Annotated in this window: 24 protein-coding genes; 16 read left to right on the forward strand and 8 right to left on the reverse strand. The window is 71.8% G+C overall.

Annotation, left to right across the window (positions count from 1 at the left end):
- Position 1 precedes the first annotated feature (1 nt).
- A complete protein-coding gene (locus AVW11_RS08175) occupies positions 2-676 on the forward strand; it encodes an AIM24 family protein (RefSeq protein WP_030847702.1) in 675 nt (224 codons plus the stop codon).
- Positions 677-722: 46 nt separating this feature from the next.
- Here the strand turns inward: AVW11_RS08175 and AVW11_RS08180 are convergent, their stop codons facing one another.
- Positions 723-1,562 carry a glycosyltransferase family 2 protein gene (locus AVW11_RS08180; RefSeq protein ID WP_079250559.1) on the reverse strand — a complete coding sequence of 280 codons (840 nt, stop codon included), beginning with the start codon at positions 1,560-1,562 and terminating at the stop codon, positions 723-725.
- 47 nt (positions 1,563-1,609) lie between these two features.
- Positions 1,610-2,971 (reverse strand): tetratricopeptide repeat protein, encoded by a 1,362-nt coding sequence (locus tag AVW11_RS08185; protein WP_076043634.1) that lies wholly within the window; start codon positions 2,969-2,971, stop codon positions 1,610-1,612.
- Positions 2,972-3,163: 192 nt separating this feature from the next.
- Here AVW11_RS08185 and AVW11_RS08190 point away from each other — a divergent pair, with 192 nt between their 5' ends.
- A complete protein-coding gene (locus tag AVW11_RS08190; RefSeq protein ID WP_076043635.1) occupies positions 3,164-4,216 on the forward strand; it encodes an NAD-dependent epimerase/dehydratase family protein in 1,053 nt (350 codons plus the stop codon).
- A 38-nt stretch (positions 4,217-4,254) separates the two neighbouring features.
- Entirely contained in the window at positions 4,255-4,947 is a 693-nt protein-coding gene (locus tag AVW11_RS08195) for an LbetaH domain-containing protein (RefSeq protein ID WP_076043636.1), read from the forward strand.
- 89 nt (positions 4,948-5,036) lie between these two features.
- Here the strand turns inward: AVW11_RS08195 and AVW11_RS08200 are convergent, their stop codons facing one another.
- From AVW11_RS08200 to AVW11_RS08210, 3 genes are all read right to left on the reverse strand, one after another.
- Positions 5,037-5,963, reverse strand: a complete 927-nt coding sequence (locus tag AVW11_RS08200) for a polysaccharide deacetylase family protein (RefSeq protein ID WP_420856369.1) — start codon at positions 5,961-5,963, stop codon at positions 5,037-5,039.
- Positions 5,964-6,034: 71 nt separating this feature from the next.
- Positions 6,035-7,393: an alkaline phosphatase PhoX gene (locus tag AVW11_RS08205; RefSeq protein ID WP_076043637.1), complete on the reverse strand. Its 1,359-nt coding sequence runs from the start codon at positions 7,391-7,393 to the stop codon at positions 6,035-6,037.
- A 144-nt stretch (positions 7,394-7,537) separates the two neighbouring features.
- Positions 7,538-8,095, reverse strand: a complete 558-nt coding sequence (locus tag AVW11_RS08210; protein WP_060179829.1) for a hypothetical protein — start codon at positions 8,093-8,095, stop codon at positions 7,538-7,540.
- Positions 8,096-8,468: 373 nt separating this feature from the next.
- Between AVW11_RS08210 and AVW11_RS08215 the strand changes: the two genes are divergently transcribed.
- Positions 8,469-9,794 carry a cytochrome P450 family protein gene (locus AVW11_RS08215; RefSeq protein ID WP_076043638.1) on the forward strand — a complete coding sequence of 442 codons (1,326 nt, stop codon included), beginning with the start codon at positions 8,469-8,471 and terminating at the stop codon, positions 9,792-9,794.
- A gap of 39 nt (positions 9,795-9,833) precedes the next feature.
- On the forward strand, positions 9,834-10,913 hold the full coding sequence (locus AVW11_RS08220; protein WP_225884957.1) for an amidohydrolase family protein: 1,080 nt from the start codon (positions 9,834-9,836) through the stop codon (positions 10,911-10,913).
- A gap of 137 nt (positions 10,914-11,050) precedes the next feature.
- Here AVW11_RS08220 and AVW11_RS08225 read toward each other — a convergent pair whose 3' ends face one another.
- Complete coding sequence (locus AVW11_RS08225) at positions 11,051-11,476, reverse strand: OsmC family peroxiredoxin (protein ID WP_030847731.1); 426 nt, start codon at positions 11,474-11,476, stop codon at positions 11,051-11,053.
- 65 nt (positions 11,477-11,541) lie between these two features.
- On the reverse strand, positions 11,542-12,597 hold the full coding sequence (gene zapE, locus AVW11_RS08230; RefSeq protein ID WP_420713484.1) for a cell division protein ZapE: 1,056 nt from the start codon (positions 12,595-12,597) through the stop codon (positions 11,542-11,544).
- 84 nt (positions 12,598-12,681) lie between these two features.
- On the opposite strand from zapE, the gene AVW11_RS08235 reads away from it, so the two are divergent.
- From AVW11_RS08235 to AVW11_RS37090, 5 genes are all read left to right on the forward strand, one after another.
- A complete protein-coding gene (locus AVW11_RS08235) occupies positions 12,682-13,464 on the forward strand; it encodes a pyrimidine reductase family protein (protein ID WP_030847737.1) in 783 nt (260 codons plus the stop codon).
- Positions 13,465-13,599: 135 nt separating this feature from the next.
- The gene (locus AVW11_RS08240) at positions 13,600-14,067 is read left to right on the forward strand and encodes a hypothetical protein (protein ID WP_037915327.1); all 468 of its coding nucleotides are present in this window, start codon (positions 13,600-13,602) and stop codon (positions 14,065-14,067) included.
- 58 nt (positions 14,068-14,125) lie between these two features.
- Complete coding sequence (murC, locus tag AVW11_RS08245; RefSeq protein WP_060179826.1) at positions 14,126-15,523, forward strand: UDP-N-acetylmuramate--L-alanine ligase; 1,398 nt, start codon at positions 14,126-14,128, stop codon at positions 15,521-15,523.
- 23 nt (positions 15,524-15,546) lie between these two features.
- Complete coding sequence (gene msrB / locus AVW11_RS08250; RefSeq protein WP_076043639.1) at positions 15,547-15,954, forward strand: peptide-methionine (R)-S-oxide reductase MsrB; 408 nt, start codon at positions 15,547-15,549, stop codon at positions 15,952-15,954.
- An 824-nt stretch (positions 15,955-16,778) separates the two neighbouring features.
- Positions 16,779-16,982, forward strand: coding sequence for a hypothetical protein (locus AVW11_RS37090; RefSeq protein ID WP_143568821.1), 204 nt, complete (start codon positions 16,779-16,781; stop codon positions 16,980-16,982).
- A 134-nt stretch (positions 16,983-17,116) separates the two neighbouring features.
- Here AVW11_RS37090 and AVW11_RS08260 read toward each other — a convergent pair whose 3' ends face one another.
- Positions 17,117-17,437, reverse strand: a complete 321-nt coding sequence (locus AVW11_RS08260; protein ID WP_076043641.1) for a hypothetical protein — start codon at positions 17,435-17,437, stop codon at positions 17,117-17,119.
- A gap of 430 nt (positions 17,438-17,867) precedes the next feature.
- Between AVW11_RS08260 and AVW11_RS08265 the strand changes: the two genes are divergently transcribed.
- From AVW11_RS08265 to AVW11_RS08290, 6 genes are all read left to right on the forward strand, one after another.
- Complete coding sequence (locus AVW11_RS08265) at positions 17,868-20,216, forward strand: sensor histidine kinase (protein WP_240528147.1); 2,349 nt, start codon at positions 17,868-17,870, stop codon at positions 20,214-20,216.
- Entirely contained in the window at positions 20,213-20,632 is a 420-nt protein-coding gene (locus AVW11_RS08270; RefSeq protein ID WP_030847754.1) for a roadblock/LC7 domain-containing protein, read from the forward strand. Before AVW11_RS08265 ends, AVW11_RS08270 begins: the two co-directional genes overlap by 4 nt.
- Positions 20,632-21,000, forward strand: a complete 369-nt coding sequence (locus AVW11_RS08275) for a DUF742 domain-containing protein (RefSeq protein WP_030847759.1) — start codon at positions 20,632-20,634, stop codon at positions 20,998-21,000. Before AVW11_RS08270 ends, AVW11_RS08275 begins: the two co-directional genes overlap by 1 nt.
- A complete protein-coding gene (locus tag AVW11_RS08280; RefSeq protein ID WP_076043643.1) occupies positions 20,987-21,634 on the forward strand; it encodes a GTP-binding protein in 648 nt (215 codons plus the stop codon). The genes AVW11_RS08275 and AVW11_RS08280 overlap by 14 nt, the downstream gene beginning before the upstream one ends.
- A 384-nt stretch (positions 21,635-22,018) precedes the next feature.
- Positions 22,019-22,402, forward strand: coding sequence for a type II toxin-antitoxin system RelE/ParE family toxin (locus AVW11_RS08285; protein WP_060179823.1), 384 nt, complete (start codon positions 22,019-22,021; stop codon positions 22,400-22,402).
- Positions 22,399-22,737, forward strand: a complete 339-nt coding sequence (locus AVW11_RS08290) for a helix-turn-helix domain-containing protein (RefSeq protein WP_063898570.1) — start codon at positions 22,399-22,401, stop codon at positions 22,735-22,737. The genes AVW11_RS08285 and AVW11_RS08290 overlap by 4 nt, the downstream gene beginning before the upstream one ends.
- Positions 22,738-22,877 lie beyond the last annotated feature (140 nt).

Consider the following 22,877-nt stretch of genomic DNA (forward strand, 5'->3'; position numbering starts at 1 on the left):
CATGAAGAGTGATCTTTTCGCGTCCGAGAACCTGGCCCAGGCCGCCGCCACCCCCGGCATGAGCCTGCAGAACGCCAAGTCCGTGAAGTACAACGTCAACGGGGAGATGCTGGCCCGTCAGGGATCGATGGTCGCCTTCCGCGGCGACCTGCAGTTCGAGCGCAAGGGGCAGGGCATAGGCGGCATGCTCAAGCGCGCCGTCACGGGCGAGGGCCTGGCGCTGATGTCCGTACGAGGCCAGGGCGAGGCGTGGTTCGCCCACCAGGCGGCCAACTGCTTCATCATCGACCTCGAACACGGAGACGCCCTCACCGTCAACGGGCGCAACGTCCTGTGCTTCGACCCCACGCTGTCCTACGAGATCAAGATGGTGAAGGGCGCCGGAATGACCGGCGGCGGCCTCTTCAACAGCGTCTTCACCGGCACCGGCAAGCTCGCCGTCGTCTGCGACGGGCACCCGATCATCATCCCGGTCACCGCCCAGGCCCCCGTCCACGTCGACACGGACGCGGTGGTCGGCTGGAGCGCCCAGCTGGAGACGGGTCTGCACCGATCCCAGTCGGTCGGCTCGATGATCCGGGGCGGATCCGGCGAGGCGGTCCAGCTGAAGCTGAGCGGCGAGGGCTTCGTCATCGTCCGCCCGAGCGAGCTCACCGAGCAGGCGGCGGGGCACTGAACCTCACCGGTGTGGGCGGGGCCCCTGCAGCAGTGGTGGGCGCTCGTCAGATCACGGGGGGTCGGCCGAGACGGGTCATCCGCCACACGGTCCGCCACCGCATGGGCCGCCGGGGCGGACAGGGCGTTCGTACTCCCTCGAGGAACCCGGCCCACCAGGCGGTCAGGCCCGACAGCGGGGGCCGTTGCGCGATCGTGTACGCGGCCCAGGCCGCCAGGTAGGCCGGCACGAGGACGGCGGGCAGATGCCTCTTGGCGAGCCAGACCCGGTTCCGGCCGGTGTTGCGGTAGTAGACCGCGTGCCGGGACGCCGCGGTGCGCGGGTGTTGCAAGACCATGTCGGCCCGGTAGTCGATGTCCCAGCCGGCGTCCAGGGCCCGCCAAGCGAAGTCGGTTTCCTCGTGGGCGTAGAAGAACCGGGCGGGAAAGTCGCCCACCTCGTCGATCACGCGCATACGGATGGCGTGGCCGCCGCCGAGGAACGTCGTCACGGGTCCGGACACCAGAGGGTTCTTGCCGCCCAGGCGGGGGACGTGCCGACGCTGACTCGCCCCGGTCTCGTCCGCGATCCGGAACCCCGCCACGCCCAGGTGGGGGTTGTCGGTGAAGGCTTCCCGGACCAGGCGGAAGGTGTCCTTGTGGGGCAACAGACCGTCGTCGTCCAGGACCACGACGATGTCCACGCCGCCGTTCTCGCGCAGCCACTGAACCCCGGCGTTCCGTCCCCCGGGGATCCCCAGGTTCTCGGGGAGCTCCACACGGGCCACCCCGTCCGGCAGCGTGGGCAGCGAGACGCCCTGGCCGAGGACCACGACCGTGGCGGGGTCGCCTTCCTGGGCGGCCACCGAGTCGAGCAGGGCCCGCAGTTCGGTGGGACGGTCGCCCATGGTCAGCACCACGGCCCCCAGCGTCGGCGTCCTGCTGCTCGTGCTGGTCACGCTTGGCCTTTCAGTAGTTCGGCGGCGCGCTGGTCCAGGTTCGCGGCTCCGGCCACGCCCCGCTTGCGGTAGCCGGCCGCCGCCGACTTGATCGTCTTGACGGCTTGCCTGTTGCGGTCCGAGACCACGCCGCCCATGAAGTCCAGGGAGCGGGCCCACAGGCCCACGGCTTCCTCGTGGCGGTGCTGGGCGGCCACCGATGTCCCCAAGGTGGCCATGGTCAGCCCGTGCTTGAGCTGGTAGGTGCCGGGGGTGCGGCCGGCCAGGGCCCGGCGGTAGTGCCGTTCGGCCGCCGGGTGGTCCTTCATCGCGGTCAGGGTCCTGCCCGTGTGGGAGGCGACGGTGGCCGCCACCGGGCCGGAGGCAGCGGCGTAGGCCGGCACCGGGTCGCGGGTGTCCGTCACCGCATCCTCGGCCGCCAGCAGGGCACGGGCCGCCTTGGCGCCCTGGCCCCGGGCACCGTACGCCCTGGCGGCCGTCACCAGCAACAGGGCCTCGGTCTGCCGGTCCACCTTTCCCGCCGCCCGGCCCAAGGCCGCTTCGGCCAGCTCGGGGCACGACGCGGGGTGACCCAGGTCAAGGGCCTGGTGCGTGAGCGCTCGCATCATCCACGCGGCGTGGCCGGTCGGGTCCGCCTCGCAGGCAAGCTGGTAGCCCAGCAGGTAGTAGCGCTGGGCGGCGCCCTCCCGGCCGAGGTCGTGGTGTTTCCAGCCGACCAGACAGGCAAGCTGGGCTGCAGCCCCGAAGGCCGCGGCGCGGACGGTGGCGGTGGCGAACCGGAAGCTGAGCATGGGGGCGACGGTGTCGGTCAGGTATGCGGTGATGGTGCTCAGGCCATGGCCGCCGCCCATCCGTTCGTCCACGCTGCGAAATGTCTCGGTCAGCTGCCGGACCGTCGTCACCTCCCTGAGGCCGATGGTGGCGCCACCCTCGGGGGCGCGGAGCGTCGCGGCAACCGCTTCGTGGTCGTAGGCCAGGGGCAGGCCGACGGCGGCGGTGGTGAAGGTGGCGCCGAGAAAGTCGCGGCGACGTTGCATGACGGATCTCCCGAGATCGGCGATGGCGGCCAGCGGGTCGTCGTCCAGGGCCACGCCGGTGAGAGCGGAGCCTAGACCGATCTCGGCCACCGTCACCTTGCGCTTCGTCCGTCTGGTCAGTGCCTCGGCGATGTAGAGCGGAGTCCGGCCCGACGGTGTACCGCCGGCAACCCAGTAGGCGACGGCCGAAGGGCCGGTGGCCAGCCGCTGCCCGGCCTCGGCCGCTACAGAGCGGATCTCCCTGGCCAGCGCGAAGTACGTGGCCCCGGACTCCTCGATGACGTCCGCCAACGCGCTGTTCGGCACCCGATCTCCTGCCAACGACGCCCCCCTTGCGAACGATCTTGAACGGGTTGAACGGGTTCCCACCCCGCACACCGTACTCACTTTCCGTGCCGGCGAGTTCACTGTTCGAGACGAGACCCGGGGCCTGCTCCACCGTTTCTTCCGGTGGAGCCCCGACTCCCTGCCCCGTGCAACGCCTCTCCGTTCGCCGAGTCCGAGGAGACCGCCATGCCGCTGACCGACGCCGACCTGTCCGCTGCCCTCGCCGGTTCCACCGTGGTGGTTACCGGAGGCGGGGGCCTGGTCGGCTCCCGCATCACTGCCCGCCTCCGCGCCGCCGGGGCCCGCGTGCTCGCCGTGGGCAAGCTGGATGCCTACCCCGCCACGGTCTACGCCGACCTGTTCGGCGTGCACATGACCGACCGGGACACCATCGTGGGCGACATTGCCGACGTGGCCCTGATGGACCACGTGGTCCGGAAAGCCGACTATGTGGTGCACGCCGCCGCCGTCGCCGATGTTGCCGCCTGCACCCGCAACCCCATGGCCGCGATCCGGACCAATGTCACCGGCACGCAAGTCCTGCTGGACGCGGTCCGCCGCTGCAACGCCCGCGTCCACCGGTTCGTCTTCGTGTCCTCGGCGGCCGTCTACGGCAGTGGCGACCCCAAGCGCCACGACGTGCAGACCTGGCGCGAAGACCTGCCCCTGGCCCCGCTGTCGGTGTACGCGAACAGCAAGGCGTGGGGCGAGGCGCAGACCGCGCTGGTGCTGGGCAAGGCCAACGTCTCCCACACGTCGGTGCGGTACTTCTCCGTCTACGGCGAGCCTCAGACCGTCAAGGAAGGCTCCCACTCCTGGGTGGTCGCCTGGATGGCGATGCGCGCGAAGCTCGGACTTCCCCTGCACCTGAACGGCGGCGGACGGCAGGTCCGGGACTTCGTCCACGTCGAAGACATCGCCGAGGCCACGATTCGCGCGATGCTCGCCCCCGGCGCCGACCGGCAGACCCTCAACATCGGCACCGGCCGGGCCACATCCATCCGTGACGTGGCCCAGCTCATCCGCCGTCACTACCCGGACGCCGAGTTCCAGGACCGGCCCCTTCCCGAGGGCGACCCGCTCGGCGGCACGGCCGGTACCGCCCGCATGACCGCCGCCCTGGAGTGGGAGCCCACCATCACGGTTGCCGAGGGTGTCGCCCGCTACGTGGCATGGCTCGACAACACCCCGGCCGCGCTGCCCGACTTCCTGCGGCGCGAAGCCGCCGAAGCGGCCTGATATCCCCCGACCGAAAGACGACTTGGAGGAGCATTCACGTGCCCGAGTCCATTCGTATCGGCGACTACGTCAGCAACCCGTACGCGTCCGGCCTGGAGGCCACCGGATACGGCAAGCTCGGAGAGTTCGAGCTGTCCGGCTTCCTCGCCCGCTGGGACAGCCTGCACGACGACGCCTTGCAGGTGCTGCCGGACCGGATCCACCCCACCGCGAAGATCCACCCCACCGCGATCATCGGCGAAGACGTGATCGTGGGGCCCGGCGTCCGAGTCCACGAGTTCTCAACCGTCCGCAAGGGCTCGGTCCTCGGCGCCGGCGTGTCCGTCGGCTTCGGGTGCGAGGTCACCCACTCCTTCGTCGGGGAGAGCACCGTTCTCGGCCACCAGGTGGGTATCGGGCACTCCGTCGTCGGCACCGACACCCACCTGTCCGCGCACCTGGTCATTGCGGCGATCAGCCTGTGGAACTACGACATGCGCGTGCCGGTCAAGGAGATCGTCCTTCACGGCCCCGGCGACGAATCGCCCTACCGGTGCACGACCGCCCGGTTCGGCGGGCTGATCGGGGACCACGTCCAGACGGGCAGCATGATCACCCTGGGCCCAGGGATCGCCGTGGGCCGGCACTCGGTGGTCGCTGCGAGCGTCTGCATGGGAAGCGCGATCGTTCCCGCCGCGAGCGTCGTACGCTCCTCGGCACCAGAGGTGACCATCGAGCCGCGCCGTATCTGAACGCCCGCGGCCGGCCCCCGCCGGCGACGGCCGACCGCTGGGGGCCTCGCCGGTCGGGCCGGGCTGACCGGCAGGGCGCACTCCTACGCCTACGTCCCGATCAGTTCGGAGACCTTCACGAAGCGGTAGCCGCGCTTGCGCAGTTCCGGGACGATCTTCCGGATGGCCTCCTCGGTGACCGGGGCGGCGCTGCGCGTGCAGTGCATCACCACCACCGAGCCGGGCTTCACCCCGGCGAGGACCTGCTCGGCCACCGCGTCGGGGTCCTTCGCGAAGGCGTCACCGCTGACCACGTCCCACTGCACCGCTGTCACCTTGGCCGTGGACAGGGCCCGCAGCGCAGGGTCGTCGTAGCAGCCGCCGGGGAAGCGGAAGTACGGGACGGTGTTGACGGCGCCGGCCTGGCGGAAGGCGGCGAAGGCCCGGTCCACGTCGGCCCGGGCGGCGGCGCCGTCCAGCGCGGGGAGGCCGTAGCAGGGGGACGTGAAGGCGTGGTGGCTGTAGGAGTGGTTGGCGATCTCGAAGTTCGGGTCGGTCCCGATGGACTTGGCCTGGTCCGGGTACTCCTCGGCCCAGCGGCCCGTCATGAAGATCGTCGAGGGCACCTTGAGGGTGCGCAGCGTCGAGATCAGCTGGGGGTTGTCGAAGCGCTCCCCGCCGGCGGCGCGCGGCCCCTGGTCGGAGGTCATGTCGGCGTCGAAGGTCAGCGCCACGGTCTTGTCCGTGTGCTGCCTGGCCCGTTCGAAGACGGGGGTGAGGCCGTCGGGGCCGGGTGCCAGGGTCGGCGCCTTGCCGGGCGCGCCGGCGAGCGGGGCGCCGGGGGCGCCGGACGAGGGGCTGGGGGAGGGGGCCGCGGAGCCGGGCGCGGACGCCGCGGGGGCGGGTGCCGCGGGCGTGCCCAGGCGGGCTTCGCGGCCGGCGTCCGGGGTGCCGGAGCCGCCGCAGCCGGCGAGGGAAGCGGTGAGGGCGGCACTGAGTGCGGCCGCGGCCGCAACCTTGCGCACAGAAATGGTCACGCAGGCAAAATATATGACTATGTGACAAGTGGGTGTCCGCGGCGCTCCTCCGCGTGCCGCGAGACCCCCGGTCAGCGCCGCCAGGGGCCCGTCACGGCGAAGGTGGTGCCCGGCGCGTAGGCGTTGACGTACAGGGTCCGCCCGTCGGGGGAGAAGGTGGCCCCGGCGAACTCCCCCCACTCCGGCGCGCCCGGCGCGCCGATGTCGTCGGCGTTGCGCGCCACCGGGTAGACCTCGCCGCCGGCCGTCACCCCGAACACGTACTGCGCCCCGCCGCCGTCCTCGCACACCATCAGCCCGCCGTCCGGGGCCAGGCAGATGTTGTCGGGGGAGTCCCCGGGCAGCTGTACGTCGGCGGCCGGCCCGAAGAGCACGTCGAGCCGGAGCCGGGCGCGGCGCGGATCGTAGAACCACACCTGTCCGTGGTGGTCGGCGGACGCGCCCTCGCCCCTGCGGGCGTAGCTGGACACGAAGTGGACGCCGTGGCCGCCCCAGTAGCAGCCCTCCAGCTTCTGCGCGTGGGTGATGCCGCCCGGCCCGAAGTCCTGGTGCCGGATCGGGGTGGCGGCCGCCGAGGGATCCGGTACGGGTAGCCACTCCACCGGGAACTCCGCCCCGGGCTCGTCCACCGCCGCCAGGTCCGCCAGGCCCGGGACCCGCAGGGCCTCCAGGGCGCCGCCGGCCCGCAGCGAACCGGTACCGCCGAGCGGCCGGTCCGGCAGGAACCGGTAGAACAGCCCGAACGGCCGGACGAAGGCGTCCTCGGTCTCGTAGACCACCCCCCGGTACGGGTCCACGGCGACGGCCTCGTGCGCGAAGCGGCCCATCGCGGTGAGCGGGACGGCCCCCGTGCGCCGCGGCCGGGCGGGGTCCACTTCGAAGACGTAGCCGTGGTCGCGGTCGTAGCCGGAGGTGCCCGCCCGGTCCTCGGTCTCCTCGCAGCTCAGCCAGGTGTTCCAGGGGGTGCGGCCGCCCGCGCAGTTGACGGCGGTGCCGGCGAGGGCGACGCGCTCGCCGGTGACCCGCCCGTCCGGGGCGAGGTCCAGCGCCGTGCAGCCGCCGAGCGCCCCCGGGTCGTACGTCAGCCCCGGCACGGCGGGGACGCGCAGGGCGGCGGTGGCCCGGTTCTCGTGGTTGCGTACCAGCCGGACCCGGCCGCCCCCGGCGTCGAAGGCGGCCATGCCGTCGCAGTTGGCGGGGACGGCACCCTCACCGGAGCGCAGCGGCTCGCCCGCCCGCGAGAGCACCCGGTAGGTGAACCCGGCGGGCAGATCGAGCAGCCCGCGCGGGTCGGGGAGCAGCGGCCCGTACCCGCCGGCGGCCCGGGCCGCCCGGGATGAGGCGGGGGAGCCGCCGGCGAACAGTGCGCCCAGCGCTCCGCTGAAGGCGATGGCGCCGGCGGCGAGCAGGCTGCGTCGGGTGACGGACATCGGCGGCTCCCGGAGGACGTCGGGCCCCGTGGGGGGTTGTCCGCCGATCATGCCGGGCCCGCAGCCGATTCCGGCCGACCGACAGGGGCCGGCGGGGGCCGAACGGCCCCGGACACGGCCCCGGAGGGCCCGGCGAGGGACGGCCTACGGCCGGGTGGTGCCGGGGAGGCAGGCCACCGCCGGGTTGAAGGTCTCGTGCAGGCCGCGGGGGTTCTTCTTCCACAGCCACAGGTGCAGGGCGTAGTGGACCGGCTGGCCGGGGAAGTTGCCGGGCTTGGGGCCCTTGAACGCGGTGCCGAACATCGTGGGGCGGTCCTCGTCCGTGGTCAGCTTCTGGTCGCGGTCGTAGACCAGCCACTGCACCCCGACGAGGCGCTTGCCGCCGCGCCCGTCGTCCTCGTAGTACAGCGCGGCGGGCTTCGTGGGGTCGACGGAGTTGTCGTACGCGTGGTTGAAGTGCGGGTAGCCGAGCGCGCCGGTCCGGCCCACCCTGTCGAAGACGCAGTACTTGTCCGGCACGTAGCCGTCCGCCACCGCGTTGGCGTGCACCTGGTACCGGGCGGTAGCGCCGTACGCGGTCGCCCGGTCGGCCAGGGCCCGGCCGGTGGCCGGACCGTGGTCGGCGGAGGCCGTCGGTGCGGCGACGGCCGCCAGGGCGAGGGACGCGGCTGCGATGAGGGCGGGGGTGAGACGTCGGGCCATGCGCGGGGCTCCTCGTGACGGACTGGCTGGTGGCACAGCAGCCCTTCCCGCCGGCCGCCGTACCCGCCCCGCGTCCGCCGCGGACACGGCACGGACGGACGACCGCCGATCGGCCGACGGCCGCCGGGCGGTCGCCGGGCGGCCGGGCGGGTGCTCACCGGGCGGCCGGGCGGGCGGCCGGCCCGCCGTCCCCCGGCCAACCGCCGGCCGGACCTCCGTACACCGGCGGCCCGGCCACCGGCGCCGGCGGCTCACCCGAACGGGAGCGGCGCCGTTTCGCGGCGCACCGGCACGGGGAACCGGTGAGTCCGCGGACGGCCGTTGCGACGGCCACGGCCACAGCCACGGCGGAGTGCGACGGAGGGTGCGGAACATGGCGCAGCGGGATGCGGCACCGAACGGCGACGGAGGACTGCACGACATCGTGTCGGCCGTCTCCAGGGGCGCGCCGGAGTACCGGCAGTGCCCCCACCCCATGTACGCGGCCCTGCGCGAGCAGGCCCCGGTGTGCCGGCTGACCCCGCCCCACGGCGTCGACACGTATCTGATCACCCGCCACGACGACGCCCGCGACGCGCTGTCGGACCCCCGGTTCAGCAAGGACATGCGCGGCGCCATCGACACCTACCACGCGGTGTACGGCAGCTTCTTCGACGCCCTCGACGACAACGTGCTCTTCTCCGACCCGCCCCGGCACACGCGGCTGCGCCGCATCCTGCGGAGCGCCTTCACCCCGCGGCGGGTGGAGCAGATGCGTCCGAGGATCACCGAGATCGCGCAGGCGATCCTCAGCGAGTGCCGCAGGGCCGGCACGGTCGACCTGATGGCCGCGTTCGCGTTCCCGCTGCCGATCGCGGTCCTGTGCGAACTGATGGGCATCCCCCAGGACGACCGCCCGGAGATCCTGGAGCAGTTCGCCGTGGTGACCCGCTCCCGGTTCGACCCCAGCCGCAGGGCGGAGCTGAAAGCGGCCGAGGAACGGCTCCAGCACCGGCTGGAACGGCTCATCTCGGACACCCGCGACCACCCGTCGGACACCTTCCTCAGCGACCTCCTCCAGGCGGAGGAACGGCTGGAAGACCCCGAACTGGTCGCGTCGCTGTGGGTCCTGTTCTTCGCCGGACACAAGACCACCGCCTACCAGATCGGCAACTCCGTCCTGAACCTGCTGCTCCACCCGGACCAGGCGGCCAGGCTCCGCGAAAACCCCGGGCTCATTCCGGGGGCGGTCGAGGAGATGCTGCGCTTCGAGGGGTCGGTGGAGACCTCCACCTTCCGGTACGCGGCCGAGGAAGCCCGGATCCGGGACACGGTGATCCCCAAGGGCTCCCTGGTGCAGATCGCGATCTCCTCGGCCAACCGGGACCCCGACAGATTCGACGCGCCCGACGAGCTGGACGTGACGCGCGAGGGACTCCAGGGCACACACCTCGGCTTCGGCCACGGCACCCACTACTGCCTGGGCGCCCCGCTGGCCCGGCTCGAACTGGAGATCGCGCTCTCCTGCCTGCTGCGGGAGTTCCCGGACATGGCGGCGGCGGACCTGGAGGAGACCCGCGGCGCGTGGCTCAAGGGACCGGTGGCGGCGTTCCGGGGGCTGGAGCACCTGCGGATCGTCCTGGAGCCCTCGCGCCCCGACGACGACCCCGACGACGACCCCGGCGAGCCGACCCTGGCCTGCGTGGCCTCCGGAAAGTGACCCAGACCCGATGGGCGGTGGATTGGCATGACGGATTCCGTGAGTACCCCCGTGCGGCTCCTGGGAACGCCGGCGGACGAACTGCGCATCGCCGCGGTGGGCACCAGCGAGGTCATCAGGATCGCCCGGGGCCCCTCCGCGCCCGGCCCGGACACGGCGGGCACGGTCCACTCGAAGATCGACATGCACCACCACTTCTGCGCACCGGAGTGGCGCGAGTGGGCCGTGCACCACGATCTGATCACGCCCGGGCAACTGCCGCCGTGGACCGGCCTGGACACGGAAGCGGCGATCCGCTTCATGGACGACGCGGGCATCACCACCGCCGTCCTCAAGCCGATGCTGCCGGCGCGCTACCGCTCGTCGGCCCAGCTGCGCGAGGCGATCAACATCACGCTGCAGTCGATGATCGAAGTGGCGACCTCGCACCCGGGACGGTTCTCGTACTACGTGCCGCTCTTCCTGGACGACCAGGAGGCGTCGTCCTGGGCGGTGCGCCGCGGCCTCGGGCAGCTCGGCGCCGTCGGCGTCAACGTGACCGCCAACTACGGCGGCGTCTACCTCGGGGACCCCTCCTACGACCGGCTGTTCCACGAGCTGAACGAACGCTCCGCGGTGGTCGACACCCACCCGCACAACCTCCCGGGGTGCGCGCCGGGCGCGTCGACGGTCCCCGGCATCCCGAACTTCATGTGCGACTTCCTCCTGGACACCACGCGGGCCGCGGTGAACATGATCAGCCGCAGGACGCTGGACCGCTTCCCGGACGTCTCGGTGGTCCTGCCGCACGCCGGCGGCTTCCTGCCCTACATCGCGACGCGCCTGCAGGCGCTGGGGCGGTTCTGCGAACCGAGCGTCGAGCCCGCCGCCGTCCGCGACCACCTGAGCCGCTTCTACTACGACACCGCGGGCCCCATGGCACCCGCGGCGACCCTGCTGGAGCACGTGCCGGCCGACCACGTCCTGTTCGGCACGGACTGGCCCGCCGCGCCCGCCGACACGGTGATGGACCTGGCGCTGCCCGCCCTCGACACGGACCCCGCCTTCACCCCAGAGCAACTGCGTGGGATCTACCACGACAACGCCATGCGGCTGATCCCGCAGCTGGCGACGGCCTGACGGACACGCCGGGGGTGCGGGCCGCGCCGTGCGGCCCGCACCCCGCCGGTGACCCGGACTCCCGGACGCCGGATGCCGGATGCCGGACGCCGGACGCCGGACGCCGGACGCCGAACCCCGGGCGCCGGACTCCCGGATCAGACGAGCTTGGCGCTCAGGGTGATCGTCGTACCCGTCAGGGCCTGGCTCACCGGGCAGTTCTTCTTGGCGTCCTCGGCGGCGGCGAGGAAGGCGGCCTCGTCCAGACCCGGGACCGTGCCCTCGACGGACAGGTGGATGCCGGTGATGCCCTCACCCGGCTGGAAGGTGACGTCGGCCTTGGTCTCCAGGCGGGTGGGCGGGTTGCCCGCACCCGCGAGGCCGTGCGAGAGCGCCATCGAGTAGCAGCTGGAATGGGCGGCCGCGATCAGCTCTTCCGGGCTGGTCTTGCCGTTCGCCGCCTCGGAGCGCGCGGGCCAGGAGACGTCGTACGAACCGATGCCCGACGAGTCGAGGCTGACGACGCCCTTGCCCTTGAGCAGGTCGCCTTCCCAGACGGTGTGCGCGTGACGCGTGGTGGCCATGGTGGTCCCTTCGCAGATGGTGGGAAACGGCCGGGCTCCCGACAGGGGGCCCGGCGCTCCCAAACCTACTGGGACACCAGGGGTTTCGCGTCGCGTGCCAGCGCGGTGAGCCGCGATATGGCGCGGAAGTACTTCTTGCGATAACCGCCGTTCAGCATGTCCTCACTGAACAGTTTGTCGAAGGGGACACCGGAGGCCAGGACGGGGACCTCGCGGTCGTACAGCCGGTCGGCGAGCACCACCAGCCGCAGCGCCGTCGACTGGTCCGGCACCGGGCCGACATCGGTCAGGCAGACGGCCGTGATCCCGTCGGTCAGCGCGCCGTACCGGCTCGGGTGCACCCGGGCCAGGTGCTCCAGCAGTCCGGGGAAGTCGTCCAGGCTCGCGCCCTCGGTCGCGTACGCGGCCTTGGCGACCTGCTCGTCGGAGAACGGAGCCGGGGCCTCCGGCAGGCCGCGGTGGCGGTAGTCCTGGCCGTCGATCCGCAGCGGCCGGAAGTGCGCCGACAGCCCCTGGATCTCCCGCAGGAAGTCGGCGGCGGCGAAGCGGCCCTCGCCGAGCTTGCCGGGCAGTGTGTTGGAGGTGGCGGCCAGCGCCACGCCCTGCTCGACCAGGCGGCTGAGCAGCGAGGACACCAGCACCGTGTCGCCCGGGTCGTCGAGCTCGAACTCGTCGATGCACAGCAGCCTGTGCCCGCCCAGGGTCTGCACGGTCTGCTGGAAGCCGAGCGCGCCCACCAGGTTCGTCAGCTCCACGAAGGTGCCGAAGGCCTTGAGCGCGGGCTCGGCCGGGGTGGCGTGCCACAGGGAGGCGAGCAGGTGGGTCTTGCCGACGCCGTAGCCGCCGTCGAGGTAGACCCCGCGGGGCGCGGTGGGGGCCGCCGGCTTCTTGGAGAACCACCGCTTCTTCCCGGCGCCGCTGGCGTGCGCCCCGCCCAGGCCCGCGGCGAAGCCGTTCAGCACGGTGACGGCCTCGGCCTGGCTCGGCTGGGCCGGGTCGGGGTTGTAGGTGTCGAAGCGGACGGAGTCGAACCGCGGCGGCGGCACCATCTCGGCCACCAGCCGCTCGGCGGGAACCCGCGGCTCGCGCGCGCACAGGGCCTGCGGCCCGGCGTCGGCTATCGGGGGCCGGCCGGAGGTGTAACCGGAGGTGGAGAGTGATGTCGACACAGCCCTTAACTCTACGGGGCGTGGCACACTGCACCGATGCGACGCCTGTTCCCTGTGACCGATCAGACACCAGCCCGCAGCCAGGACGGGACGGACCGGCAGTGGTCGCTCGACGAGCTCGCGGACGCCTACGCGTACCCAGCCCTGGCCGCGGACGCCCACTGGCTGCGCGCCAACATGGTCTCCACCCTGGACGGCGCGGCCCAGCACGAAGGCCGCTCGCAGCCCATCTCCGGCGAGAGCGACATGCGGATCTTCGGCACCCTGCGGGCGCTGGCCGATGTGGTCGTCGTCGGCGCGGAAACGGTTCGCCAGGAGGGCTACCGGCCGGCCCGCGCCCGGGAGGCCTTCGCCGCCCGCCGCGAGGCCGCCGGACAGGGCCCGGCCGCCGCCATCGCCGTGGTCACCGCGAGCATGGACCTGGACTTCTCGCTGCCCCTGTTCACCTCCCCGCTGGTGCCGACCCTGGTGGTCACCGGCGCCGCGGCGCCCTCCGACCGGGTGGCCGAGGCGCAGGCCGCCGGCGCCGAGGTCGTCGTGGCGGGCGAGGGCGCGGCCGTGGACGCGGCCCGGGCCGTACGGGAGCTCGCCGCGCGCGGGCTGCGCCGCCAGCTCACCGAGGGCGGACCCCGGCTGCTGGGCCAGTTCGTGGCCGCCGACGTGCTGGACGAGCTGTGCCTGACGATCTCCCCGACGCTCACGGCGGGCGGCGCCCAGCGCATCGCCGGAGGTCCTTCCGTCACGGTTCCGCACCGGCTGGCGCCCGCTTGCGTACTGGAGGAGGCCGGGTTCCTGTTCACGAGCTACCGTCGGATCTGACAAGGGGCGGAATTTCCCGTTCCGCTTTGCTTCCGCTGGGCACATATACCTGCGCAGGCCCCGTGCGAGAGCGGGGCAGGATGGTTTCCGCAGGGGCCGGCCGGCCGGCCTCGGCCCATGAAGGAGAGGGCGTCCGTGTTCACGAGCGTATTGATGATCGAGCAGCCGCTGACCACGGTGGACGTGGACTTCGTCACCAGCCTGCACGGAGACGACCCGGTCTCCTTCGTCGTCCTCATGCAGCCCCGGGGCGACCAGGACCGACTGCTGCGCGCCATCGACGACGTAGCGCTCGGTGAGCTCCCCGAGGCCATCCGCGAGGGCGACGAACCCGAGGGTGAGGACGCGCTCGGCCCCGCCGCGCACGCCCTCGCGCACTCCCTGAACGCCCTGCGCCAGAAGGGCGCCAAGGCCGTGGGGCAGATCGTCGAGAAGCACCCGCTCGACAAGCTGCAGGCCGTCGTGGACGAGACCGGCGCCGACGAGGTGATCGTCCTGACCTCCCCGCACTTCGTGGAGGAGTTCTTCCACCGGGACTGGGCCTCCCGGGCGCGCCACAAGGTCGGCGTTCCCGTGCTCAAGCTCTTCGCCCACAACGAATAGGCTTGGGCCCCAGAGCCCGACGCACACAAGCACCGCACTCGATCCTGGAGCGACCTGAATGAAGCCCGGCCTGCCGACCGCCATGGAACGGCCCCACTTCATCGGCATCGGCGGCGCCGGAATGTCCGGCATCGCGAAGATCCTGGCCCAGCGCGGAGGGAAGGTCGCCGGCAGCGACGCCCGCGGTGACTCCGAGACCGCCGAGGCGCTGCGCGCCCACGGCGTCACGGTCCACGGCGGGCACGCGGCCGACCACCTCGCCGCCGACTCCACCTGCGTGGTCGTCTCCAGCGCCATCCGCGCCGACAACCCCGAGCTGGCCCGCGCCGCCGAGCTCGGCATCCCCGTCGTGCACCGCTCCGACGCCCTCGCCGCGCTGATGGACGGACTGCGCCCGATCGCCGTCGCCGGTACGCACGGCAAGACCACCACCACCTCGATGCTGGCGGTGTCCCTCTCGGCCCTCGGCCTGGACCCCTCGTACGCCATCGGCGGCGACCTCGACGCCCCCGGCTCCAACGCCCACCACGGCGAGGGCGACATCTTCGTGGCCGAGGCCGACGAGAGCGACCGCACGTTCCACAAGTACACCCCGCAGGTCGCGATCATCCTCAACGCGGAGCTCGACCACCACGCGAACTACGCGTCGATCGAGGAGATCTACGAGTCCTTCGAGACCTTCGTCGGCAAGGTCGTGCCCGGCGGCACCCTGGTCGTCGCCCACGGCCAGGAGGGCGCCGCCGAGATCGCCCGCCGCGTCGCGGGCAGGGACGGCCTGACCGTCGTCACCTACGGCGAGGAGGAGGGCGCCGACATCCGGATCACCAAGATCACCCCGCGTGGCCTGACCAGCGAGGTCACCGTGGTCCTGGACGGCCGGATGCTCACCTTCACCGTCTCCGTGCCCGGCCGCCACTACGCCCACAACGCCGTCGCGGCCCTCGCCGCCGGCGTGGCCCTCGGCATCCCCGCGCACAACCTCGCCTCCGCGCTCGGCAAGTACACCGGCGTCAAGCGGCGCCTCCAGCTCAAGGGCGAGGCCGCCGGCGTACAGGTCATCGACTCCTACGCGCACCACCCCACCGAGATGAACGCCGACCTGGAGGCCATCCGCGGAGCCGCAGGCGACTCCCGCATCCTGGTCGTCTTCCAGCCGCACCTCTTCTCCCGCACCCAGGAGCTGGGCAAGGAGATGGGCCAGGCCCTGGCCCTCGCCGACGCCTCCGTCGTCCTGGACATCTACCCCGCCCGAGAAGACCCGATCCCCGGCGTGACCAGCGACATCATCATCGCTGCCGCCCGTTCCGCCGGCGCCGACGTCACCGCCGAGCACGACAAGGCGGCCGTCGCCGACGTCATCGCGGGAATGGCCAAGCCCGGCGATCTCGTTCTCACCATGGGCGCGGGAGACGTCACGGACCTCGGTCCGGCGATCCTCGCCCGCCTTTCCAGCTGACGGAACGAGGGAGCGCAAGAGTCATGTCGTACGAGGTCGAGAAGACGGACGAGCAGTGGCAGGCGGAGCTGACCCCGTCCGAGTACCAGGTGCTGCGCCTCGCAGGCACCGAGCCGGCCTTCCGCGGTGAGTACACCGACACCAAGACCGAGGGCGTCTACTCCTGTCGCGGCTGCGGGGCCGAGCTGTTCCGCTCCTCGGAGAAGTTCGACTCGCACTGCGGCTGGCCGTCCTTCTTCGACCCCAAGGACACCGACGCCGTCGAGCTGCTCGCCGACACCTCGCACGGCATGGTCCGCACCGAGGTCCGCTGCGCGAAGTGCGGCTCCCACCTGGGCCACGTCTTCGAGGGCGAGGGCTACCCGACGCCCACTGACCAGCGCTACTGCATCAACAGCATCTCGCTGCGCCTGACCCCTGCCGAGAGCTGACAGGTGCGGTCGCTTTAGAGGGCCGCGTCCCCCAAGACGCCTTGAGCCCCGGACATCGATGGATTCCGGGGCTCTCGCGCGCGCCGTCTGCGCAGTGCTCGTTCGTCGTGACAAGGAAACGGTCGTCCCTCATGATCACGAGGGCGACCGTTTCATTGTCGACTGACAGGGTCGGGGAAGCCGTCCGGCGGGGCGTTCCCGAGAACTCTGCAGGCCGCAGCATCTGAAACGAGAGTTCGAGGTGGGTGGGCTGGACTCGGCCGCTTTCATCGTCACGGGGACCGGATCACCTTCGTACGACGCCGAGGGGAGCCCCACACGCATCATCCATGGCGCCGGCTGCCGCCTGGAGCTTCAGTACACGCCCGAAGGCAGGCTCGCCCGCCGTACCGAGCCGGACGGCACTGAGGAAAGGTCGACATCACGAAGATGGCCCCGGACAAGATGGGTGAGTTCTTCGAGAAGCGCAGTCGCATCTACAGCGAGGCCGGGGCGCAGCCGCACAACTTCGACTGTGTCCGCTGCCCACCGGTATGGGGTCGAGAACTGATGCAGCCGTGGTGTCTTCCATCTCCTCAAGTTTGTGGACTGAGTAAATGATTCGAACTTTCAAATACCGACTCAGGAGCCCGTTCGGCGGATTGGCGGCCGACCTGTCGGCTCAGGCCGAGCCGCCTGGCAAGGCCTCGGCTCCATTCGTGCAGATCCATCGGGGCGTGCGCCTCCTGCTCCCTGAGTCGGGTGTGCATTGGGAGGATCTCGTTTGGCTCTGCTTCGCAGTCTCCATCAGGTCTGAGGAGTTGTGCACAAAAAAACCGGGAGGTGTGTGCATCGAGGTCGTCTCCCTCGACTACCCGTTGAGCGACTACCGGCCGGAGGTCGCCGCCGTCGCCATGGATGGGTGGCTGCGAGAGGAGTTCGACCTGCCTGATGTCGGGATCGCATGCTCGTACTCGGGCGGAGCGGACCCGTATGTCTTCGCATGGGGCACGGCGGAGCCGCCCTTCAGGGGGTCGCGGCTCCATTGATGGGCTGACCCTCAGGACGCCCCGTCAGGGCTGCTCGGCCGTGCAGGCCCGCGCAGGTCCGCGTAGGCCGGTCAGGACGTCGACGGGCCCTCCCGGCCCCCACACGGGCCGGGAGGGCCCGTTCGCGTGCCCGCTCAGCCGCTGCACCGGGTCAGTTCGCCGCCCTGGCGGACGGTGTACTGGCCGGGCGGCACGTTCATGACCTGGAAACCGCCGTTCTGGGCGATCTCGACCGTCCCGCCGAAGCCGGCCGACCCGTACACGTAGGCCGGCCCCGGGGTGAAGCCGCCGCCGGACAGGTGCACCCTGCCGTTCTCCAGGACCCCTGAGGTCGAGCACGTCGCGGCCGGGATGGCGGCCGCCGGGGCGTCCGGGACCGCGAGGGCGGCGGGGGCGGCGGCGAAGGAGGCGGCCACGAGGGGACCGAGTACGAGGAGCCGTGTGCGCCGGTTCATGGGTCTTCCTTACCGCGGGGAAAAGGCAGGCCGCGGACCGCAGGGCGCGAGCCGCGGGCACCGTCCCTCCATGGTCACCCCGCCCCCTGCCCGGTGCGACCGGAGCGGCAATCGGCCGGAACCGGACGGCCATGGTGTCGAGGACGTCGCGGTTCGATTCCGATCCGGTCTCTGGCCTGGGGTGATCCGGCGGGGATAGCACGGTCGGCCCGTGAAGACACCTCTCCGTTTCTTCCGTCTGTCTGGTTATGATCGCCCCCTCACATCCCGTCACGACCGCACCGGTTGTGGCCGTCCCCTCCGCAGTGCCGTGCCCGGTCCGGCCGTTCGGCCACCCATGACGTCCCCACGCCCCCGCTCCCGAGGACCGATGTCTCCCATAGAACCCGAAGGCGTAAGAGGGCGGTCGACGCCGCGTCGGTGGCGCAACGTGCGCCTGCGCACCCTCCTCATCTGGCTGGCAGTGGTCCCCACCGTGGCGATGGGCACGCAAGTCACGGTGTCCGCACAACGGTTGCTGGAGCAGTCGGCCCAGCTGCGGGCCGACGTGGAGGTCGCCGAGCGGATCGGCGCACCGCTCTACACGCTGATGGTCGACATGCAGGCGGAGCGGACCGCGACCGCCTCCCTGTGGGCGGGTACCGCCGGCTCCGAGGGCGAACTGCGCATCCGGCGCGCCGCCACGGACTCGGCCGCCGCCGAGTTCCGGGCGCTCGCCGACGACCCCTCGCGGTCCTTCACGGAAGTGACCCGGCAGCTCGAGAAACTGGCCGCGTACCGCCAGCGCGCCGACACCCGCAGCGGCGCCGCCGACAGCACCCTCGCCTACTACTCCGAGGTCATCGGCAAGGTCATCCAGGTCTACCAGCAGGAGTTCAGCCACGCGCAGGACGCCGAACTCGCCCAGGCGAGCCGCCCCGTCGTCTCGATGCTCCAGGCCACCGAGATGGTGGCGCGCGAGGACACCGTCCTGGCCCTCGCCGGGCCGTCCGGGGAACTGAGCTTCGTCGGCTACGACCAGTTCGTCAGCTCCCTGGGAGCCCAGCGCTACCTGCACGAAGCGCTGATCGTGCCGCATCTGACGGCGCGGGACGAGCGGTTCTACGAGCGGGTCGTCGGCTCCGAGGACTGGCAGGAGAAGACGCGCATCGAGAACGCCGTCCTCTCCGGGCACAAGGACTCCGTCTCGGGCATCAAACTCCCCGCCGAGGTGAGCGGCTGGTCGTCCGCGCACGCCAACTTCTCCGTGCAGATGACCACGCTCAACATCGACCTCGCGCGCTCGGTGCTCGCCCGCGGCGAGGCCAAGGCGGCCGAGCTGCAGGCCGAGGTGGCCTGGCTGATAGCCGGCAGCGGCGGCGGACTGCTCGCCGTCGTCGTCGTGGTCGTCTTCACGACCCGCTCGGTCCTGCGCCGCCTGCACGACCTGCACGAACGCACCGTGACCGTGGCCGAGGAGACCCTCCCGGACGTCGTCTCCCGCCTCCAGCGCGGCCAGAGCGTGGACCCGGCGGCCCTGCCGGCCGTGAGCGGGGACCGGGACGAGGTCGGGCGCATCAGCGACGCGTTCGCCCGGGCCGTCGCCGTGTCGGTGGACGGACACCGCCAGTTGGCCGCCGAGCGCCACGGCTTCGGCCTGTTCGCCTCGGGCATCGCCTCCCGCACCGGGAACCTCGTCAGCCGCCAGCTGAGCCTCACCGAGAACCTCCAGGACACCTTCGGCAACGACGAGGCGCTGCTCGCCCAGCTCATGCGGTCCGACCAGCTGACGGTCGGCATGCGGCGCCAGATCGAGAACCTCCTGATCCTGGCGGGCGGCGAGGTGCCCGACCCGCACACCGAGCCCATGCGCGTCGCCGACCTGCTGCGCGAAGCCGCCGCGGAGGTCGAGGACTTCCGGCGCATCGAGCGGCAGGCCCTGGACGAGACCAGCGTGGAACCGAGCGCCATCAGCCAGATCAGCCACCTGCTGGCCGAGCTGCTGGACAACGCCACCCGGTTCTCCCCGCCGAAGTCCAAGGTGGTCATCCGCGCCGAACTGGTCGCGGACGGCCTGTCGGTCGAGATCGAGGACCGCGGTCCGCGGGTCAGCCCCGAGCGGTACGAGGAGATGAACGGGCGCCTGCACCAGGCCCCGCCGTACTCCGTCCTCGCGCAGAACGCCCACCGGCTCGGCCTCTTCGTCGTGGGCCACCTCGCCGACCAGCTCGGCGCCACGGTCACCCTGCGCCGCTCGGTGTACGGGGGGACCTGCGCCGTGGTAGTCCTGCCCGCCGAACTGCTGCGGCCGAGCGGGGCGCAGACCCCTCACCGGCCCGCCCGCCGCGAAGGGGCCCCCGTGGCCGCCGTCCCGGCCTCTGCCGCGGCGCCGGCCGCCGAGTCCGCTCCGGCCCCCGCCGAGGAGCACGGGCCCAAGCCCCACCTCGTGCCCGAGCCCCACCAGGGGACCGATCCGGAGCCGGAACCGGTGGCGGAGCCGGAGCCGGAGCCTGTGGCGCACACCAGCGCCGGACTGCCCAGCCGCCGTACCAAGACGCCCCGGCACGCGCCCGCCACCGCACTCGCGGCCCCGCCGGCCCCGGCCGCCGCCTCCGCGCGGCCGGCCCTCCCCGAGCGCGTCCCGCAGACCCACATAGCCGACCAACTGCGCGCGCCCCACGCGCCGGAAACACAGGTCCCCCAGGACACCGCGACACCGGAAGAGGTCGCCGACGCCTGGGCGGACTACGAACAGGGGACCCAGACAGTGGAAGAAGAGCTCCGACGGGATCAGCCATGACCACCTCATCGAACACCGCGGCATCCAACGACGCGATCTACAGCGTCCTCGACAACAACCTGAGCAGGATCGCCGGCATCCAGGGAGCCGTGCTCCTGTCCAACGACGGCATCCGGCTCAGCGACTACCTGCTGGACCAGCCCCAGGCCGAGCGCATGGCGGCCGCCGCCTCCGGCATCGCCTCCACGATGAAGGCGATATCCCGGGAGATCGACGGCGGCCGCGTCATCCGCCAGCTCGTCGAGATGGACGACAGGTACCTGTGCATCGTCGGCTGCGGTGAAGGCAGCACGCTCATCGTGGTGACCTCCCGCAAGGCCCGCCTCGGTGAACTGGGCGGCGAGGCCGTACGCACTGCGCAGGCGCTCGGCGAATGGCTGGGCACCCCCGAGCGCGGCCAGACGCCGAACTCCTGATGCCGCAGGACGATCCGCAGCCCGCAGGCCGCCGCCGTACGCGGCTGTACGCCCTCACCGACGGCCGTACAGCCGCTGAGCACACCGTCCTGACCATGGACACCACCATCACGGCGGCGGTCGCCGGCGACGCGCACGGGGGACTGCCCACCGAGTGGCAGGAGATCCTCGTCATGTGCGCGCCGCCGGGCGGCCGCGCGGTCGCGGAGATAGCGGCGCGGATGAACATCCGCCTCACACCGATGACGCTGCTCCTCGGTGAACTCGCCGACCGCGGGCTGATCGACCACCGGCCGCCCCTGGCGGCCTCCGACACCACCGACGTCAACCTGCTCATGAGAATCAGGGACAACCTTGCCCGGATATGACACGCCCGCCCCGCCCTCGTCCCGGGAACCGGCCCCGGTCAAGATCCTCATCGCCGGGGGATTCGGAGTCGGCAAGACCACCCTGGTGCAGACGATCTCCGAGATCGAACCGCTGCGCACGGAGGAGCGGCTGACGGCCGCGGGCGTCGGCGTCGACGACCTCGACGGCATCGAGTCCAAGACCCTCACCACCGTCGCGATGGACTTCGGCCGGATCACCCTCACCGACGCCGGAGTCGTCCTCTACCTGTTCGGCACACCCGGCCAGGAACGCTTCTGGTTCATGTGGGACGACCTCCTGGCCGGCGCCCTCGGCGCGATCGTCCTGGTCGACACCCGGCGCCTCGACCGCAGCTTCCCGGCCGTCGACTTCTTCGAGAGCCGCGGCCTGCCCTTCGTGGTCGGCGCGAACTGCTTCCACGGCGAACAGCCCTACACCGCCGAGGAGATCGGGGCCGCGCTGCACCTGCGCGACCCGGACACCCCCGTCCTCATGCTCGACGCCCGCTCGCGCACCGACGTCCGCGCGTCCCTGCTCTCCCTCCTCGACGTACTCATCGACAAGGCACAGCGCCCCCCGGCGGCCGGTACGGGTGCCTCTGACGGACACGCGACAGGCCCCGTCAAGTCGTAGCTTGACGTCCGGCTGCCGTCCCGGTAGATCACCGCCGCGCTGCGATCTCTCGGGTTGGTGCCAGCGGTGGTGAGAGTCGGTTGTGGCGTCCTGGGTTGGGGTTTTGCGGGGGCTGGTCAAGGGGGGCGACACCGCGGAGAGCTTCTCCGCCATCCTGAGAGCAGAGATCGGTACGCCCGTCCGGGAATCCCGGGCGGAGGCGCGGCAGGGCGCCCTGCGCTGACCCGGCCGGTTGCCGCTGGTTTGCGGCACCGCCGCCGCCGGATCAGGGCGAGAGGGAGCATTGGGGTGTGCGACGCCGGAGTGGCTCCCGTCGCGGCGACGGCACACGACCTCAGCTACTCGTCAGCGTTCTCGCACCCCGCGCCCTATACCATCGGCGCTATGGACAGCGGGCGGTACTCGATCGAGATCGAGCCGGAGGTACGGCTGTGGCTGGAGGACATTCCGGCCCAGCACTACAAGCAGGCCGAACGCGTCGCCGACCTGCTTGCCGAGCAGCCCACCATGCTCGATGAACCGCACTCCCGCCATTTGGGCGGCAAGCTGCGCGAGCTGCGCTTCCGCCTCGGCGATGCCCATCAGCGGATCACCTACTGGCTGGCGCCCGGCCGACGTGTCGTGCTACTCACCGTCTTCCGCAAGACCAAGATGCGCGAACAGGCCGAAGTGGACCGCGCCCACGCCGCACAGCGATTGTGCGAGGCGGAGCATGAAGCCGCCGCCGAGCACGACCTCTACAGCCGCAACCTCAAGGAGAACCGGTGAACCACAGCGAATGGAGGACCCGTCGCCACCGCCAGCTGCTGGGCGAACACCTGGACGCTGACCCCGAGTACGACCGGGTCTACGAAGAGGCCGGCCTCGCCATGACGTTGGGCAAGGCCGTCTACGACCGGCGTAAGCAACTGGGCCTGAGCGAGGCCGACCTCGCCGAGCGCATGCACGTCGACGTCGATGACATCGAGGGCATCGAGACGGCCACCGAGCTGCCGCCCATCGCCGTCATCATGCGTCTGGCCCGCGCACTGGACCTCACGGTTGACGTGCACCTCGCCGGCGGAGAAGAACCCACCGTCACCATCGTCGCCCCAGCGGCCTGAGGCGGGCTCGGGCTGTCCCGAGCAGAGGGGGCCGAGCGGTGCGGGATGCAGCAGCCGCAGATCTTCGAAGGCGGCTGACCGGCGAAGTTGCAGGTAACACCGGCCTGGCATGCACACGTACTGTGAGCTGGCGGGGGCTG

It is taken from the genome of Streptomyces amritsarensis (genome assembly GCF_001953875.1).
GTDB lineage: Bacteria > Actinomycetota > Actinomycetes > Streptomycetales > Streptomycetaceae > Streptomyces > Streptomyces amritsarensis.